The sequence below is a fragment of the Gordonia heveisoli genome (genome assembly GCF_030315745.1).
In the GTDB taxonomy this organism is placed as follows: domain Bacteria; phylum Actinomycetota; class Actinomycetes; order Mycobacteriales; family Mycobacteriaceae; genus Gordonia.
The window spans coordinates 36,411-51,508 of sequence record NZ_JASXSH010000008.1 but is presented as its reverse complement, the minus strand read 5'-3'; the positions used below and the strand labels follow the sequence as shown (position 1 = coordinate 51,508).

12 protein-coding genes are annotated in these 15,098 nt (G+C 66.7%); 9 read left to right on the top strand and 3 right to left on the bottom strand.

Translation table 11 applies throughout. The annotated features are described in order from the left end of the window. Positions 1–30 precede the first annotated feature (30 nt). From QSJ18_RS08950 to purB, 3 genes are read left to right on the top strand one after another with little or no spacing between them, the layout of a single operon-like run. A complete protein-coding gene (locus QSJ18_RS08950) occupies positions 31–1,101 on the top strand; it encodes an ABC transporter substrate-binding protein (RefSeq protein WP_286326036.1) in 1,071 nt (356 codons plus the stop codon). Then, positions 1,098–2,213, top strand: a complete 1,116-nt coding sequence (locus tag QSJ18_RS08945; protein WP_286326035.1) for an LLM class flavin-dependent oxidoreductase — start codon at positions 1,098–1,100, stop codon at positions 2,211–2,213. Before QSJ18_RS08950 ends, QSJ18_RS08945 begins: the two co-directional genes overlap by 4 nt. Positions 2,214–2,254: 41 nt before the next feature. Next, positions 2,255–3,682 (top strand): adenylosuccinate lyase, encoded by a 1,428-nt coding sequence (purB, locus tag QSJ18_RS08940; RefSeq protein ID WP_286326034.1) that lies wholly within the window; start codon positions 2,255–2,257, stop codon positions 3,680–3,682. Between the two features lie 73 nt (positions 3,683–3,755). Here the strand turns inward: purB and QSJ18_RS08935 are convergent, their stop codons facing one another. Then, positions 3,756–4,052 carry an Rdx family protein gene (locus tag QSJ18_RS08935; RefSeq protein ID WP_286326033.1) on the bottom strand — a complete coding sequence of 99 codons (297 nt, stop codon included), beginning with the start codon at positions 4,050–4,052 and terminating at the stop codon, positions 3,756–3,758. 34 nt (positions 4,053–4,086) lie between these two features. Between QSJ18_RS08935 and QSJ18_RS08930 the strand changes: the two genes are divergently transcribed. Next, positions 4,087–5,016, top strand: coding sequence for a phosphoribosylaminoimidazolesuccinocarboxamide synthase (locus QSJ18_RS08930; protein WP_286326032.1), 930 nt, complete (start codon positions 4,087–4,089; stop codon positions 5,014–5,016). Then, entirely contained in the window at positions 5,013–7,148 is a 2,136-nt protein-coding gene (locus QSJ18_RS08925; RefSeq protein ID WP_286326031.1) for a S9 family peptidase, read from the top strand. The genes QSJ18_RS08930 and QSJ18_RS08925 overlap by 4 nt, the downstream gene beginning before the upstream one ends. A gap of 149 nt (positions 7,149–7,297) precedes the next feature. On the opposite strand, the gene QSJ18_RS08920 is transcribed toward QSJ18_RS08925, so the two are convergent. Both QSJ18_RS08920 and QSJ18_RS08915 read right to left on the bottom strand, forming a co-directional pair. Then, on the bottom strand, positions 7,298–8,863 hold the full coding sequence (locus QSJ18_RS08920) for a DHA2 family efflux MFS transporter permease subunit (protein WP_286326030.1): 1,566 nt from the start codon (positions 8,861–8,863) through the stop codon (positions 7,298–7,300). Positions 8,864–8,983: 120 nt separating this feature from the next. Next, the gene (locus tag QSJ18_RS08915; RefSeq protein ID WP_286326029.1) at positions 8,984–9,475 is read right to left on the bottom strand and encodes a MarR family winged helix-turn-helix transcriptional regulator; all 492 of its coding nucleotides are present in this window, start codon (positions 9,473–9,475) and stop codon (positions 8,984–8,986) included. A 145-nt stretch (positions 9,476–9,620) separates the two neighbouring features. On the opposite strand from QSJ18_RS08915, the gene QSJ18_RS08910 reads away from it, so the two are divergent. From QSJ18_RS08910 to QSJ18_RS08895, 4 genes are read left to right on the top strand one after another with little or no spacing between them, the layout of a single operon-like run. Beyond that, positions 9,621–10,622 carry an alpha/beta hydrolase gene (locus tag QSJ18_RS08910; RefSeq protein ID WP_286326028.1) on the top strand — a complete coding sequence of 334 codons (1,002 nt, stop codon included), beginning with the start codon at positions 9,621–9,623 and terminating at the stop codon, positions 10,620–10,622. Beyond that, on the top strand, positions 10,619–13,213 hold the full coding sequence (locus QSJ18_RS08905) for an AMP-binding protein (protein ID WP_286326027.1): 2,595 nt from the start codon (positions 10,619–10,621) through the stop codon (positions 13,211–13,213). The genes QSJ18_RS08910 and QSJ18_RS08905 overlap by 4 nt, the downstream gene beginning before the upstream one ends. Further along, positions 13,210–14,172 (top strand): glycosyltransferase, encoded by a 963-nt coding sequence (locus tag QSJ18_RS08900; protein WP_286326026.1) that lies wholly within the window; start codon positions 13,210–13,212, stop codon positions 14,170–14,172. Before QSJ18_RS08905 ends, QSJ18_RS08900 begins: the two co-directional genes overlap by 4 nt. Continuing rightward, a complete protein-coding gene (locus tag QSJ18_RS08895; protein ID WP_286326025.1) occupies positions 14,159–15,094 on the top strand; it encodes a glycosyltransferase family 2 protein in 936 nt (311 codons plus the stop codon). Before QSJ18_RS08900 ends, QSJ18_RS08895 begins: the two co-directional genes overlap by 14 nt. The last annotated feature ends 4 nt before the right edge of the window (positions 15,095–15,098 follow it).

Here is a 15,098-nt window from a genome sequence, read left to right as displayed (position 1 = left end):
CGGTCTTTTCACCCGTCACGAAAGTTCGTCATGCCCAACACCCGTCGCGGCTTCGCCGTGCCCACCTCCCGTTCCCGTCCGATCGTCGCCGTGGCGACCTTCCTCGCTGCCGCGCTGGCGTTGTTCCTTGCCGGCTGCTCCAGCTCAGACGACTCCGCCGACCGCGAGGTGATCGACAAGCTCCGCATCGGTGTCATCGGGCCCAGTGCGGTGCTGAGCGGGCCGGTCGGCTTCGCGCACAGCCGCGGCGAGCTGCTGGCATCGCTGAAGCCATTGGGTGTCAACGCGGTCGAGATCGTCAACTTTCCCAACGGGCCCGACCTGAACCAGGCGCTGGTCGGGGGCAGGCTCGATGTGGCCACCTACGGTGACACCCCGGCGCTGGTCGCGAAGGGGAGCGGCCTGGCCACGCGGCCCATCGCGTTCGCCCAGTTCAACCTCAATGCCGGTGTGGTGGTCAGGGACTCGTCACCGGTGAAGTCGCTGCGCGACCTCGCCGGAAAGAAGATCGGCGTCCCCAAGGGGTCCTACATCGATCGTTATCTGCGCGGGGCGCTCGCCGCGGAAGGTCTTTCGGCGACCTTCGTCCACCTGTATCCGGCCGACCAGGAGGCTCCGTTGAGTTCCGGGGAGATCGACGCGGCCGCCCTGCCCAACGTGGTTCCGTCGGTGAACCTCGGCACGTTCCTGGCCAAGGGATTCCGCCTGGTCGACTCGGTGTACGGGAACCACCCGAATCTGGCAGGCACGTCGGTCACCGTGTCCAGCGACACCTTCCTGGCCAAGCATCCCGATTTCGCGGCGACCTGGCAGCGACTGCAGGCCGACGCCGTCCGCTATGCGAAGGCGCATTGGAATGAGTTCGTGGCCTTCGAAATCGCCCATTCGAAGGCAAAGCCGGAGATCGTCCGAGCCGCGGCCAACCCGGCGTCCTACTCCGAGGAGGCCTTCCCGGCAGCCGCGGTCACCCTGCTCACCGGCACCAAGAAGTTCCTCGTCGAACAGGGCTCGATCAAGACCGACTTCGATGTCGACGGCTGGTTCTACCGCACCGCACCCGCAGCCGACGGTGCCCAGGCCGAAGGGACGGCACCCCGATGACCGCCGAGACCGGACGAAACACGAGCGGCCCGCGATTCGGTGTCTGGGCCAACGTCTACGGCACCTGGGCCTCCGCCCATCATCCCGAAGACCCGGTCGACGCGTCCTGGGAACGCAATAGGGAGCAGATCCTGCTCGCCGAACGCCTCGGCTACGACTCCACCCTGATCGCCCAGCATCTGGTCAATCCGCACTCCGCCGACTGGGATCAGCTCGAGACCTGGACGGCGACAGCGGCTCTGGCCGCCACGACGACGAGCATCGAGTTGATCGCCGCGATCAAACCGCTGCTGTTCCATCCGGTGGTGCTGGCCAAGCAGGCGGCCACCATCGAGGAGATCTCTCGCGGGCGATTGTCGCTCAACGTCGTCAACGCCTGGTTCCGGCCCGAGATCGAGCAAGCGGGAATCGTCTTCCCCGAACATGATTCGCGCTACGCATACGGAGCCGAATGGCTGCAGGTGGTGCGGCGTCTGCTCAGCGGTGAGGTCGTCGACCACCACGGCCGGTACTTCGACGTCGACGGCTATCAGTTGCATCCCACCGGAAGGTTCCGCACCCGTCCACAGTTGTATGTCGGTGGCGAATCCGATCCGGCCAAGGACCTGGTCGCCGACCAGGGCGACGTCTGGTTCATCAACGGGCAGCCGCTGGACAATGTGCGTCGCCTGATCGCCGACGTCGCCCGCCGTCCCCGGGTCGGGGCGCCGGTGCGCTACGGGCTGGCCGCCTTCGTCATCGCCCGCCCCGACGAGGCGGCGGCCGAGGCCGAACTGCGCAGGCACTGGGCGCTCAAAGAGCTCGACGAGCCCTACGCCGAACGCGTCATCGCCGGCGCCGACCAGCAGGCGGTCATGTTCGCCACCTTCGCCAAGTACCCGGCGATCGGAACCAACGGCGGAACCGCCGCTGGACTCGTCGGCAGCTATGACCAGGTAGCGGAGCGGATCGTCGAGTTCCATCGGGCAGGCATCGAGACATTCATGCTCCAATTCCAGCCGTTCGAGGCGGAGATGGAACGGTTCGCCGCCGAGGTGATCCCCCGGGTGCGGAGCCTGCTGACGACCGACGGCGCCGAGGCCGTCGGAGTGGCAGGTGCGCTCGGCGCATGAGCCGGTGTCGGGGAACCACGCGGCGCCTCTAGACTGGTGACGTGCCGTCGCAACCCATCGCCAATGTCCTGGCCACCCGTTATGCCTCTGCCGACCTCACCGCCATCTGGTCGGCGCCTGCCAAGATCGAGTTGGAGCGTCAACTGTGGATCGCGGTGCTCAAGGCACAGCGTGACCTGGGCATCGACGTCCCCGATGGTGCGATCGAGGACTATGAACGGGTTGTCGGCCAGATCGACCTGGATTCCATCGCTGCGCGTGAGCGGGTCACCCGCCATGACGTGAAGGCCCGCATCGAGGAGTTCAACGCGCTCGCCGGTCACGAGCAGATCCACAAGGGGATGACCAGTCGCGACCTGACCGAGAACGTCGAGCAGTTGCAGATCCTGCGCTCGTTGCAGCATGTGCACGCCCATGGCGTCGCGGTGTTGGCGCGCATCACCGAGCGCGCCGCGCAGTACGCGTCGGTGGTGATGGCCGGACGTAGCCACAACGTGGCCGCGCAGGCCACCACCCTGGGCAAGCGGTTCGCCTCGGCCGCCGACGAACTGATGATCGCGCTCACCCGCGTACAAGAGCTCATCGACCGGTACCCGTTGCGCGGGATCAAGGGGCCGATGGGCACCAGCCAGGACATGCTCGACCTCCTCGGTGGCGATGCCGCAAAGCTCGCCGACCTGGAGCACCGGGTCGCCGCTCACCTGGGCTTCTCCCGCTCACTGACGTCGGTGGGCCAGATCTATCCGCGTTCCCTCGACCACGATGTGGTGTCGGCGCTGGTACAGGTCGCGGCCGGACCGTCGTCGCTGGCGCACACCATCCGGCTGATGGCAGGCCACGAACTTGTCACCGAGGGCTTCCAGCCCGGCCAGGTGGGCAGTTCGGCGATGCCGCACAAGATGAACACCCGTTCCTGTGAACGCGTCAACGGCCTGCAGGTGATCCTGCGCGGCTACGGCTCGATGGCTGCCGAACTCGCCGGCGCGCAGTGGAACGAGGGCGACGTCTTCTGCTCGGTGGTGCGCCGCGTCGCGCTGCCCGACTCCTTCTTCGCCATCGACGGTCTGATGGAGACCTTCCTGACCGTCCTCGCCGAATTCGGCGCGTATCCGGCGGTGATCGCGAACGAACTCGACCGCTACCTGCCGTTCCTGGCCACCACGAAGGTGCTGATGGCCGCGGTCCGCGCCGGTGTCGGCCGGGAGACCGCCCATGAGGCCATCAAGGAGAACGCGGTGGCCGTCGCGCTCGCGATGCGCGAGGAGGGCCGCGAACCCGATCTGCTCGACCGTCTCGCCGCCGACGACCGCCTCCCCCTCGACCGCGCGCAACTCGATGAACTCCTCGCCGACAAGTCGGTCTTCGTGGGCGCGGCCGAACAACAGGTCGCCGACGTCATCGTGGCCGCCGAGAAGGTCATCGCCCGCAACCCCGACGCCGCGCGCTACGCACCCGCCCCGATTCTCTGACGGCGTCCCGGCTCCCGGAGGGGTCGGCAGACCGGGCTTCGTGACGCGTCGGGGGTCGTACGCTCGCGCGTCGCTACTCGGCAGGCTGGGCGTGGGTGCGGTCGGCGTGTCCGAGATTCCAGTCCGGCAGGGCCTCGTCGCGGACCAGCCGTTTGAGTGTGACGACATCGGGGAAACCGCCGTCGCGTTTGCGCTCCCACACCTGAGTCCCATCGATGTCGATGTGAAAGATCCCACCTGTACCCGGGACCAGTGTCACCGCACCGAGGTCGCTGCCGAAGGTGTTGAGCAGTTCACTCGCCATCCACGACGCGCGCAGCAGCCAGTTGCACTGGGTGCAGTAGGTGATGGTGATGTGGGGTCCGGTCATGCACGTCAGCCTGGCATACCTCTAGGGTCGAAGCATGTCATCGTCTGACCGGCAACCGGGCACTCCCCGACCTGAACTGCAGTCGTACCGGCACCTCGCCTCGGGCAAGGTGCGTGAGATCTACGAAATCGATGCCGACACATTGCTGCTGGTGGCGACCGATCGGATCTCGGCCTACGACCACATCCTGAGCCCGGCGATCCCGGACAAGGGCCGCATCCTCACCGCGATGAGCTTCTTCTGGTTCGATGCGCTCGGCGTGCCCAATCATCTGGCGGGCGGGCCGACCGACGAGCGGATCCCTGCCGAGGTGGTCGGCCGGTCGATGGTGGTACGCAGGCTGCCGATGGTCGCCGTGGAGTGTGTCGCCCGCGGCTACCTCACCGGTTCCGGCCTGGGTGACTACCAGGCGACCGGGACGGTGTGTGGTGTCGAACTGCCTGCCGGACTGGGGGAGGCGAGCCGACTGCCCGAGCCGATCTTCACCCCGGCGACCAAGGCCGAGCAGGGTGAGCACGACGAGAACATCAGCTATGAGCGGGTCGTCGAACTCGAAGGCGAGCAGCGGGCGGCACAACTGCGCACCGCGACCCTCGACATCTACGGTCGGGGTGCGGCGTTGGCCGCTGAGCGAGGGATCATCCTGGCCGACACGAAGTTCGAGTTCGGACTCGGTGTCGACGGTGAGTTGGTACTCGCCGACGAGGTGCTGACCCCCGACTCGTCGCGCTACTGGGAGGCCGCCACCTACGCCCCCGGTCGGGTACAGCCGAGTTTCGACAAGCAGATCGTGCGGAACTGGCTCACCGGCCCGGATTCTGGATGGGACAAGGCATCCGACACCACACCGCCGGTGCTGCCCGCCGACGTGGTCGATCGCACCCGCGCCCGCTATATCGAGGCCTATGAGTGGATCACCCAGCTGTCGTTCGACGAGTGGCCGGATGCGCAGGTGGTCCGATGACGTCGGCGCCCGTCGCGAAGAAGGTCCCCACCGAGCGGACCGTACACGGCCATACCGTCGTCGACGAGTACGAATGGCTGCGAGACAAGGACAATCCGGAGGTCATCGCCTACCTGGAGGCGCAGAACGCCTTCACCGAGGCGCAGACCGGACAACTCGCCGGCCTGCGCGAGAAGATTTTCGGTGAGATCAAGAGCCGCACCAAGGAGACCGACATGTCGGTCCCGTCCCGGCGCGGCCGCTTCTGGTACTACGCCCGCACCCAGGAGGGCAAGCAGTACGCCACCCACTGTCGGTGCCCGATCGCCGACGCCGACGACTGGACACCTCCGGACATCGCCGAGGATTCGGCACTGCCCGGCGAAGAGGTGCTGCTGGACTCCAACGCGCAGGCCGAGGGGCACGACTTCTACAGCCTGGGTGCACTCAGCGTCAGCGACGACGGCAACTGGCTCGCCTACAGCATCGATGTCGTCGGTGACGAGCGATACACGTTGCGGTTCAAGGATCTTCGAACCGGCGATCTCCTCGATGAGATGATCGAGGACACCGCTGGTGGTGCGGTGTGGTCCAACGATGCCCGGCACGTCTTCTATCAGACGGTCGACGCGGCGTGGCGCCCCGACACGGTGTGGCGCCACGACATGGGGGCCGGGACCCCCGATGTCAAGGTCTTCCACGAGCCCGACGAACGGTTCTGGGTCGGTATGGGCGCCACGCGTAGCGATCGCTACCTGGTGATCGGCGTGGGATCGAAGATCACCTCGGAGAACTACGTCCTCGACGCGGATGATCCCACCGGCGAATTCCGTAGTGTCGCACCGCGGGTCGACGGTGTCGAGTACAGCGTCGAACACGCGGTGATCGGTGGTGAGGACTACTTCGTCATCGTCCACAACGAGGTTCGCGACGGGGTGAAGGCGGAGAACTCCGCCGTCGACATCGCGCCGGTGTCCGATCCGGGTGCGCGACGCGAGCTCATCGCGCACGACCCTGCCGTGCGGATTGAGGATCTCGACGCCTTCGCCGACTATCTGGTCCTGTCGTACCGGCGGGAAGCATTGCCGCGCTTCGCGATCGCCGATCTGCGAACGATCGACGGTATCCCTGGTCGGGATGATTTCCGTGAGGTGGGCTTCGACGAGGAACTGTGCTCGGCGGGTCTGGCGGGAAACCGGGAATGGACCACCCCGCGACTGCGGATCGGTTACGGCAGCTTCATCGAACCCAGTGAACTCCTCGAACTCGACGTCACCACCGGTGAACGCACCCTGCTCAAACGGCAGCCGGTGCTTGGTGGCTATGACCCGGCGGACTATGTCCAATCCCGTGACTGGGCCGTCGCCGAGGACGGGACCCGAATCCCGTTGTCGGTGGTGCGCCACAAGGACACCGACGTGAAGCGTCCGGCACCGCTGCTGCTGTACGGCTACGGCTCCTACGAGACCAGTATCGATCCGTCGTTCTCGGTGTCGCGGTTGTCGATGCTCGACCGTGGCGTCGTCTTCGTGCTGGCCCATGTGCGTGGTGGAGGCGAGATGGGTCGCTACTGGTACGAGGACGGCAAGGAACTCAAGAAGAAGAACACCTTCACCGACTTCGTGGCCGCCGCGCGCCATCTCGTCGATTCCGGTGTAACCACCCCGAAACAGCTTGTCGCCGAAGGCGGTTCGGCCGGTGGTCTGTTGATGGGGGCGGTGGCCAACCTGGCGCCGGAACTGTTCAACGGTGTCCTGGCCGCGGTGCCCTTCGTCGACGCTCTCAACTCCATTCTCGACCCGTCGCTGCCGCTGACGGTGATCGAGTGGGACGAGTGGGGGGATCCGCTGCACGACGAGAAGGTCTACGAGTACATGCGGACCTACACGCCGTATGAGAACGTCGAGGCACTGCCCTATCCGCCGATCCTCGCGCTCACCTCACTCAACGACACCAGGGTGTTGTTCACCGAGGCTGCGAAATGGGTTGCCCGCCTGCAGGAGATGTCCACCTCGGACAATCCGATCCTGCTCAAGACCGAGATGTCGGCCGGTCACGGTGGCGTCAGTGGGCGCTACAAGCAGTGGGAAGAGGTTTCCTTCGAACTCGCCTGGATCCTGCAACAGACGGGCGCTCTCGCCACCGGAAACTGAGCGCCGGATACGACAAAGCCCCCGCCGTGGCGGGTTCACATATCGTCGCAACCTTCCGAAGCGAAGGTTGCGACGATATGTCGTTTCCGAGGAACTCGGGCTGAGGTGATCGGTGGGTGGCACGCAACAGACCGCGCCGGGGACAACGATCAATGCATGATCGTCGGCACCCGGTCCATGTCTTCTTCGACCAGCGGGGAGACGATCTTCTTGCGGGGCAGGAAGAAGGCCGGGATGACTGTGATAGCGATCAGCACCACCGACACGATGAACGTGGTCGAGAATGCCTCGGCGGCAGCGTCGAAGGCGCTCGACGGAACTTGCGCCGGTGCGGCGCCGGCCTCGACGGCCTTCGCGTAACCCTCCGGGTCGGCGTTGGACGCAATGGCCAGTCCGCCGTCGGGTCGATTGGTCAGCAGCGTCGCCAGGATGACCGAGATGATCGCGGTGCCGACGGACGAGGCCGACTGCTGCACCACGTTCAGCAGGGTCGAGCCGTCGGGAACCTTGTTGTTGCGCAAGGTGGCCAGTGCCGAGGACATAATCGGCATCATGGTCATACCCATGCCCAGGCCCTGGATGAACAGTGCGATGCAGATCAGCCAGTACGAGGTGTCGGCCCCGAGGAACATGAAGGCGCCGAGTCCGACGAAGATCAGCACGATGCCGCTGAGTACGAACTTGCCCGGACCCATCTTGTCGGTGAGCTGACCGGCGATCGGCATGGTCAGCATCGCGCCGAGGCCCTGCGGGGCCAGCAGCAGACCGGCCATCAGAGTGGATTCGCCGCGCACGCCGATGAAGTACTGCGGGTAGAGCAGCGATGCGCCGAAGAAGGCGATCATGAAGAACGTCATGGTGATCACGGCGATCGTCAGGGTCTTGTTCTGGAACAGGCGCAGGTCCAGCAGCGGCCGCTCGGCACGCAGCGCATGCCAGATGAAGGCTGCGATGAGAACCAGACCGATGGCGACGGGAATCAACACGCCGGCATGGACGAAGGTTCGGTGTTCGGCGCTGGAGGAGATGCCGTACAGGAACAGTGCCAGACCCGGCGACAGCAGCAGCAGTCCCACCACGTCGATCTTCGCCGGGGAGGTCTCGGCGTCGTCGCGCAGCACGAACCACGCGTAGATGAAGGCGACCACACCGATGGGCACGTTGATCAGGAACACCCAGTGCCACGAGGCGATCTCGATCAGCCAGCCACCGAGGATCGGGCCACCGATCGGGCCGAGCAGCATCGGGATACCGAGGATGGCCATCACCGAACCGACGCGTTCCGGGCCGGCCGCCTTGGTCAGGATCATCATGCCGATGGGCATGAGCAGACCGCCGCCGAGGCCCTGGACCACGCGGAAGGCCACCAGCATGCCGATACTCGTCGCCATCGCGCACAGGGCGGAGCCGGCGACGAACAGCACCAGCGATGTCAGATAGACCTTCTTGGTCCCGAATTTGGCTGCGGCCCAACTGGAGATCGGGATCACCGCGGCGAGCGCCAGCGTGTAGCCGGTGGCCGTCCAGGCCGCGCCGGCCGCGTCGGTACCGAAGGTGGTCATGAAGGTGTTCTGCGCCACCGCGACAACGGTCACGTCGAGGATCGACATGATCGCGCCGAGCACGACGACACCCGCGACCATGATCACGTGGCGGTCGAGTTTAGTGTCCGGTGGTCCCTCGTGGAGGTGTCCGCCGGTCGAGGATGAAGACATGAAGAACTTTCCTGTCGATCGGATGAAGCCCGCGGGCTTCGGTAGTTGCTACCTGTGCTGGTCAGAGATGCTGGGCTGGTCAGAGATGCTGTGCGGGTGGGGAAACGACCGTCGGACCCGTCAGGGTGCGGGCGGACCGAGGTCGAAGTAGTCGACGGCGCTGTCGACTATCGGCCGTAGCGCGTTGAGTAGGTCGGTGCACACCGGCGCGGGTAGGCCGGCGACGAATCCGCGGACGAGTTCCTCTTTGACCGAGAGCTGTGAGTCCACGAACGCGCGACCCTCATCGGTGAGGGACACCCGCTTGACCCGTCGGTCGGCGCTGTCCTCACGGCGGTCGACCAGGTTGCTGACGACGAGTTTGTCGACGGTGCGTCCGGCCGCAGCCAGCGACAGGTGTACGTGCTCGGCCACCTCGTTGACCGACATCGGTTCGTCATGAGCGCCGAGCGCGAAGACGACCTTCAACTGCGAGAGCGTCAGATCGGAGGCGGCCAGCGAATCCATGGCCTGGCTTTTGCCCAGGCAGGCGAGGCGGTCGAGGAAGTCGATCAGCACCGCGGATGCGTCATCCACCGAAGGCGTGGCGGCGGGTGCTGAGGATTCGTTCACCGGAAAATAGTAACTCGAATGCAACTATTGATGGAAACGCAATTATTGGTGAGCTTGCACATATCCCATCGCGGCCTGTGACCGCCCCCACCGAGGCGGGGCCACAGGCGGGCCAAAGAACAAGCATAGGCTAGCCTAACAATCCATGTCCGAAGTTCTGGCCGCCCGCAGGCGGTGGAGGGTCGCCGCGCTCGTCGTGGCGGTGTCGTCGTTGATTGCGCCCGGGGTGATCGCGGTGAGCCCGTCGGCGGCCGATGTCCCGACGGTCCGTCCCCTGGGCGGCAACGTCTGGGAGATGGTTGTGCACTCGGCCGCGATGTCCCGCGATATCCCGCTGCACGTCATCCGGCCGCGGCACGACCCGGCCGGCGCCCCGACGCTGTATCTCCTCAACGGCGCAGGCGGTGGTGAGGACGGTGCGAACTGGCTCGACCAGACGGACCTGGCGGAGTTCTTCGCGGACAAGCACGTCAACGTCGTCATACCCAAACGCGGCATCGGCAGCTACTACACCGACTGGATCGGTCGTGACCCGAAGATCGGCAGGCCGAGATGGCAGACCTTTCTCACCCAGGAGTTGCCCGCAGTTGTCGATACCGCGCTGAACACCAACGGTCGCAATGCGATTGCCGGCTTGTCCATGTCGGCGACGTCGGTCTTCAATCTCGCCATCGCCGCGCCAGGTCTGTATCGCGCCGTCGCCTCCTACAGTGGATGCGCCCGCACGAGCACGCCAGAGGGGCAGGCCGCGGTGCGTGCAATCGTCCACACCGCCGCGGGGGCGAATGCCGATCACATGTGGGGACCGCCCGGGGCAGTGGCCTGGACGGCCAACGACCCCTACCTCAACGCGGCTCGGCTACGCGGCGTCGCGCTCTACATCTCCAGTGGCAGTGGCCGTGCCGGTGTCTACGACACACCGCGACATCAGGCGCCGGGTGCGCCGTCGGTGGAGAACCAGATCGTGGTCGGCGGGGCACTCGAAGCGGCCGCGCGCCACTGCACCGAGGACATGGCCCGCCGTCTGTCGGGGCTGGGAATCCCGGCGGTGGTCCATCTGCCCGCCACCGGCACGCACTCGTGGCGGTACTGGGAGGACGAACTGCATCGCTCATGGTCGGTGCTGAGCACGGGGCTGAGTCGATGACATCGGCCGCACCCATCCCAAATGCCGATTGCGCCGGTCCTGACCGATTCGCACGTGACCTGCCGTGCACGGCGGCCGCGCATTGGCGAGCGGCTGCCGTGGCGCGGGCCGACGAGGTCGCGGTGCGGACCCCCGATGAGTCGATCACCTTCGCGCAGTTGCTGGCCCGTGCCGACGAGCGCGCTGCCGCGGTCGCCGCCGCCGTCGGCGACCTCGGGTTGCCGGTGGCCGTCGACGTGGAATCGAACGTCGACTCGGTGGTCGCGATCCTCGCCGTGCTGTGTTCGGGACGGCCGGTGATCTTTCTCGATCCCTTTCTGCCTGCCGACCGGCGCGCACACATCCTGGAGCGGTCCGGGGCGCGACACCTGGCGTCGGCGGATCTCGCCGGATTGCCGGCCGCCGGGCGGCCGGCACCGGATCCGCTGCCCGGGGACCCATCGGTGATCATCTTCACCTCTGGGTCGACCGGTCGCCCGAAAGGCGTGGTGCACGCGCAGCGAAACTGGGTCAACCAGGCCGCCGACGGCCGGGCATTCCTTGGGTTCGGTGCGGGCGACCGGGCGGCGGTGCTCCTGCCGCTGAGCTTCGGCGCGGGCTTCGATGCACTGATCATGGGGCTGCTCAACGGGGTCACCCTGTTGCTGTGGGATGTGCGACGACGTACCACCGCCGGCTTGCGAGACTGGCTCGATCGCGAGGGCGCGACCACCGTGCACGCCACCCCATCGCTGTTCCGGTCGTGGCTGCCCGAACTCGGGACGGGCGGTGCGGTCGACTCCGTGCGGCTGCTGACCACCTGTGGAGAACCGGTACACCACGACGACGTCGCACTGATCCGGGCCACCTTGTCCCCGCGGGGTGTCTTCTGCAGTTGGTCGGGGTCGTCGGAGCTGGGAAACCTGGCCTTCAATCGATTCGACGCCGACCGGGCCCTACCCGTGGGTGCGGTGCCGGTCGGTACGCCGGCGACGGACAAGCGGGTGCGCATCATCGACGACACCGGTAACGAGTTGTCCACGGGGTTCACCGGCGAGATCGTGGTCGATTCGGCGCATCTGGCGTCGGGATATCACCGCGACCCGGAGCTGACCGCCAGCCGCTTCGAGTCGATCGCCGACGGACGGCGCCGATTGCGCACCGGCGACCTCGGGCGGTTCGACGACAGCGGGCAGCTTCACCTGATCGGTCGCCGTGACGATGCGGTCAAGATCCGTGGCTACCTGGTGGAGCCGGTCGAGGTCGAGGCGGCGATCCGAGCGCTGCCCTGGACCCGCGATGTCGTCGTCACCGCGGACCGCACTGCCGGCCGCCTCGCGGCATATGTGGCGGTGGATCCGCGGCGATGGGCGCCATCGCCGGCGCAAGTCCGTACCGCGCTGGCGAAAACCCTTGCCCCATGGATGATCCCGCGTGATGTGGTGATCCTCGACGAGTTGCCCCGCAATGAACGCGGCAAGGTGGATCGAGTCGCGTTGCCCCCACCCCCGGCACGTGATCTGGAGCCGGTGCGCGGGCCGACCGAGGCGACCCTGCTGCACATCTGGACCGACGTGCTCGGTCTGGACTCGATCGGACGCGACGAGGATTTCGTTGCGTTGGGCGGAGACTCGTTGGCCGCCGCACGGATGCTGACCGAGATCCGCGACCGCTGGCTGGTCGATATCCCGAGCGCAGATTTTGCCCAGGCGCCGACGATCGCGGCCACCGCCGAACTTCTCGACCAAGGGCACCGCGAACGCGCCGCGACGACCGCGGGGGCCACCCTGAGCAGGCTTCGCGACGGGGAAGGCACCCCGCTGTTCGTGGCGGCCGGTGCCGGATCGCCGGCGGCGAGCCTACTGCCGTTGGTGCATGAACTACGTTGCGGTGGAGCCGTATACGGGCTGCAGCCGCATGGCCTGGAGAATCGGGGACGTGCCGATCGCACCATCGCGGCGGCGGCCCGGCGGGCGGTGCGCGATGTCCTCACCGTCGCGCCGCAGGGGCCCTACCGGCTGGCGGGCTACTCCTACGGAGGGTTCGTGGCGCTGGAGGCGGCCTCGATCCTCGCATCGCGTGGTGCCGACGTCGAGGTGGTGCTGATCGACGCGCTCTTCGAACCAGAGCTTCGGGCCCGGGTTCGCGGTGAACGAGTCGTCGCGCGGACCGCCGACACCGACCGGCCCGCGCTGCCGGATCGGGGTGACGGTGCGACGGGCGGACCAGCGGGTACCGCTCCCGCGGTGGCATCGGGAGGCCAAAGATTGCCGGAACTCTGGACTCGGGCGGTGATGAAGACCCTGGTGGCGACCGCCGGCCTGTGGCGGCTGCCGACCACCCTGGCCTGGACCGTCTTCTGGGACCTGGGCCGGCAGATGATCCGGCGCCACCGGCCCACCGCACACGACGGGCCGGTCACGCTGATCATGGCCGAGACGAACCCCGACGACGAGACCACCTGGTCGAAGCTGGCCACCGGGAAGCTGACGCTCGTCCGGGTGGGCGGAGATCATCACTCGATGATGCGGGTGCCGCAGGTGTCGGCGACCGCGGCCGCGGTCGATGCCGCGCTGGGCGTCCGCCTCGGCGACCGATCGGAGCAGCGGTGAACAATCTTTCGGTGGTCGCGGTGATCGCGTCCTTCGAGCCCGCAGGCGATCTCCTCGAGGTGCTCGACCACGTATCGGCGCAGGTTGATTCGGTCGTCATCGTCGATGACGGATCGCCGTCGCTGGCGACCGACCCGACCGGAGCGGTCGCCGGGGTGCTCGACCGCTGCGCGGCCGCGGGCGCCACGGTGTTGCACACCTCGGAGAACCGCGGCATCGCCCACGCGCTCAATCAGGGCGTCCGGGTGGCGTTGGAGCGGGGTGCGGCTGCGGTGCTGACCCTCGACCAGGACACTCACCTCGAACCGGACTACATCGAACGGGTGGGCGACCACCTGGACCTGGCGTCCTCGGTCGGCATCCGCCGCGTACTCGCTTCACCCAGCCGGATCAACGAGGATGTGGCGCCGTTCTGGTTCGCCGAACGCGGACTCACGCTCGCGTTCGAACCCATCCAGTCCGGACTGGTGATCACCCGCGAGGTCTTCGACGAGGTCGGCCTGTTCGACGAAGGTTTGTTCATCGATTGCGTCGAAACCGAGTTCTACCTGCGTGCCCGTGCTCGTGGTGCACACGCGCTCGTCGTGCCCGGCACCGGGATTCGCCATCGTCTCGGACGGCGGGCCCGCTGGGTTCCACCCCGTCCACTGCGATGGCTGATCCGTGGCGGGGGTGCGGGCATCGAATTCTCCGAGGACGCACCGTTCCGGCATTACTACATCGCCCGCAACCGGATCGTCCTCTACCGGAAGTACTTCCGCACCGAACCGTTGTGGTGCGCGGTGTCGATCGCCAAGGACACGATCAGCCGCGGGCGCGCCATCCTCATCGGCACCCAGCGCCGATCGCGTATCTATCTCACCACCGCGGGATTGGCTGCCGGCCTTCGCGGCGACGTGGGTCGCATACCTGAACGAACGCGCCGTCGCGCGGAAGGGATCTCCAGTGTTCAATCGTAAGAAGGCGACTCCGCCGAGTGTGCGCAGGACGCCCGAACGGGAACTGCCACAGCTGGTCTCGGTGGTCATGCCGGTGCGCAATGTCGTCGACACGATCGGCGACCAGCTCGACGCTCTCAGCAAGCTGACCTACGAGCATCCCTTCGAGGTGATCATCGCCGACAACGGTTCCACCGACGGGTTGCGCGACTATCTCGAGAGCTATCCGCATCGGGAGCGGCTGCGTCTGCGCTGGGTGGATGCCTCGGCGACGAAGGGTGGGTCGTTCGCGCGCAATGTCGGGGTGGCCGCGGCCGATGGCGAGTTCATCGCGTTCTGCGATGGCGACGACTGCGTCTACCCGGACTGGCTGAGTGCGATGGTGGCGGTCGGTCGCTACAGTTCGCTGGTCAGCGGCGCGGTGGAGACCCACTCACTGAACTCGGCGCTGGTGCAGAGCTGGCGGCAGATGCTCGCACCGGAGATCCCGTATCACTTCCCGGGGTTCATGACGGTGGCCACCGGATGCAGCATCGGTGTCTGGAAGGACATGTTCGACGAGGTCGACGGATTCGACGTCTCCTACGACCGGGGCGCCGAGGACGCCGACTTCTCGTTCCGCGTGCAGTTGGCCGGGGGAGTGCACAACCATGCCGCTGGCGCCCTGACCGCCTACCGGCTGCGCGACACCCGGCGTGGCATCTGGGACCAATCGGTGATGTGCGGTGAAGGCGATGCGCGCCTGTACTCCGACTACCGCCGGTACGGCATGCCGCGCCGACCCTGGTACGCGACGGTCGATCTGATCCTGTACCTGGCCATCCGGAATCCGTTGCTGCCAACGTGGTTGACCCGGGTGCCCACCGGACGGTGGCTGTTCCAGGCGGGCAACTTCGTTGGCCGGATCCGGGGCAGCGTGCTACACAGCTGCTTCTACATCTGAGCGC

Bases quoted from the DNA above. Each gene is read 5' to 3' on its own strand.
- QSJ18_RS08945 (WP_286326035.1), top strand. From the start codon at position 1,098: ATGACCGCCGAGACCGGACGAAACACGAGCGGCCCGCGATTCGGTGTC.
- QSJ18_RS08935 (WP_286326033.1), bottom strand. From the start codon at position 4,052: ATGACCGGACCCCACATCACCATCACCTACTGCACCCAGTGCAACTGG.
- QSJ18_RS08920 (WP_286326030.1), bottom strand. From the start codon at position 8,863: ATGTCTTCATCCTCGACCGGCGGACACCTCCACGAGGGACCACCGGAC.
- QSJ18_RS08905 (WP_286326027.1), top strand. From the start codon at position 10,619: ATGACATCGGCCGCACCCATCCCAAATGCCGATTGCGCCGGTCCTGAC.
- QSJ18_RS08950 (WP_286326036.1), top strand. From the start codon at position 31: ATGCCCAACACCCGTCGCGGCTTCGCCGTGCCCACCTCCCGTTCCCGT.
- QSJ18_RS08910 (WP_286326028.1), top strand. From the start codon at position 9,621: ATGTCCGAAGTTCTGGCCGCCCGCAGGCGGTGGAGGGTCGCCGCGCTC.
- QSJ18_RS08925 (WP_286326031.1), top strand. From the start codon at position 5,013: ATGACGTCGGCGCCCGTCGCGAAGAAGGTCCCCACCGAGCGGACCGTA.
- QSJ18_RS08930 (WP_286326032.1), top strand. From the start codon at position 4,087: ATGTCATCGTCTGACCGGCAACCGGGCACTCCCCGACCTGAACTGCAG.